The sequence below is a fragment of the Streptococcus jiangjianxini genome, from assembly GCF_040225085.1.
Classification (GTDB): Bacteria; Bacillota; Bacilli; order Lactobacillales; family Streptococcaceae; genus Streptococcus; species Streptococcus jiangjianxini.
Genome location: NZ_JBEHGL010000044.1, coordinates 1 through 1,506 on the forward strand (window position 1 = coordinate 1; position 1,506 = coordinate 1,506).

A 1,506-nucleotide genomic window follows, 5' to 3' on the forward strand; every position below is an offset into this window, starting at 1 on the left:
AGCATCATAATCTAACTTGGCATGATACTCTCTGTGAGTGAAGAACTTGTCAAATTGCTTTTCAAAAGCGATGTTAGGGTCTTTAATGTTGAGTGAATCTTTGATATCATCTAGTTGTTCCATATGAATCTTTCTAATGAGTGGTTTAGTCGCTTTTCATTATAAGTCATATGGAACTTTTTTGCTATAGTCAAAAAGACTCCATAATCTCCGATGGGAATTCACCCACTACAGAAATTATAGAGCCTTATATAATATGGTAACTAAGTGATTTAGGTCGCTGAGTTTTTTGATATTTTTGTAAAAGTTATACTCATCCAAAATCCACAACAAACTCTAAGCTGGCTTTGCCTAGCCTATACGACAAACTGGATAAATAAAAGTCCTGAGATAACTCAACTACGTCTTGAACGTGACAATAAAATGACTGAAAGCCTCTTATTCGATTGTTCAACAATAGAATAGGAGGCTTTTTGCATGGAAGTCATGATTGAAACTTGTTGTAGCATTGATGTCCACCAGAAATCCATTGTTTGTTGTAGCTTAGACGGTCCGCTTGATACCAACAAACCCAAGAAAATTCAGAAGACATTCGGAACAACAACCACCGCTATTCAAAATGCCCTAGCTTGGTTAGAGGAAAGCCAGGTAACCCATGTTTTCTTTGAATCCACAGGTCAGTATTGGGTGCCGCTATTCAATATCTTTTCAGACTCTACATTGACTTTGGTGTTAGCTAATCCGCAGCACATCAAGAATGTGCCTGGCCGTAAAACAGATGTGAAAGATGCCAAATGGCTTGCCCAGCTGGGGCGCTGCGGATTGATTGAGCCCTCTTATATTCCTGAACCAGAAGTCATGATGCCGTTACGATTACTAACACGTCACAGACAGTCCTATAAGCAGCGTCAAACGCAAGTGAAAAATGAAAGTCACAATCTTTTACAACGAGCCAATATTAAATTGACTAGTTTCCTGTCCGACATCTTCTCCAAAACTGGGCAAGCTCTCTTAAGGTTAGTCATCAATGGAGAGACTATTACTGTGGACAACATAGCTTCTTGTTTAGCTGAGCTTGGACCAAATGTCGACGTTTTTAAAAGTGATGGTCATTTAGCATCCTGGGCTGGACTATGTCCTGGTTCATACGAGAGTGCAGGGAAGAAGAAATCGTCTCATATCACAAAAGGAGATCGCTACATCAAACAGGCCCTAATACTGGCAGGACTGACTGCCGGACGCTCAAAGGACACAGCTTTTTTATCCTTCTACAACCGAATTTCCCAAAGAGGAAGCAAAACGAAAGATGTCATTGCTTGTGCTCACAATATACTCAAAATCATTTACAAACTACTCACTACACTCCAACCTTATCAAAACCCAATTTGTAAAATTAAGCTAGACAGAAAAAAGCCATCTATGTTAGGCTCAGATAAACACCACATTTGTCTGAAGGGAACTAACATAAATGACCTATACTCATCTTACCACAAATGAACTTGTCAT

1 protein-coding gene is annotated in these 1,506 nt (G+C 39.4%); it reads left to right on the forward strand.

Going from position 1 to position 1,506, the window contains the following annotated elements; genetic code table 11:
- The first annotated feature begins 477 nt into the window (after nucleotides 1-477).
- A complete protein-coding gene (locus ABP870_RS10585; protein ID WP_350015304.1) occupies nucleotides 478-1,497 on the forward strand; it encodes a transposase in 1,020 nt (339 codons plus the stop codon).
- Nucleotides 1,498-1,506: the final 9 nt, after the last annotated feature.

What these genes read in the sequence shown, in the direction of transcription:
- ABP870_RS10585 (WP_350015304.1), top strand. Translation starts at nt 478, where the DNA reads ATGGAAGTCATGATTGAAACTTGTTGTAGCATTGATGTCCACCAGAAA.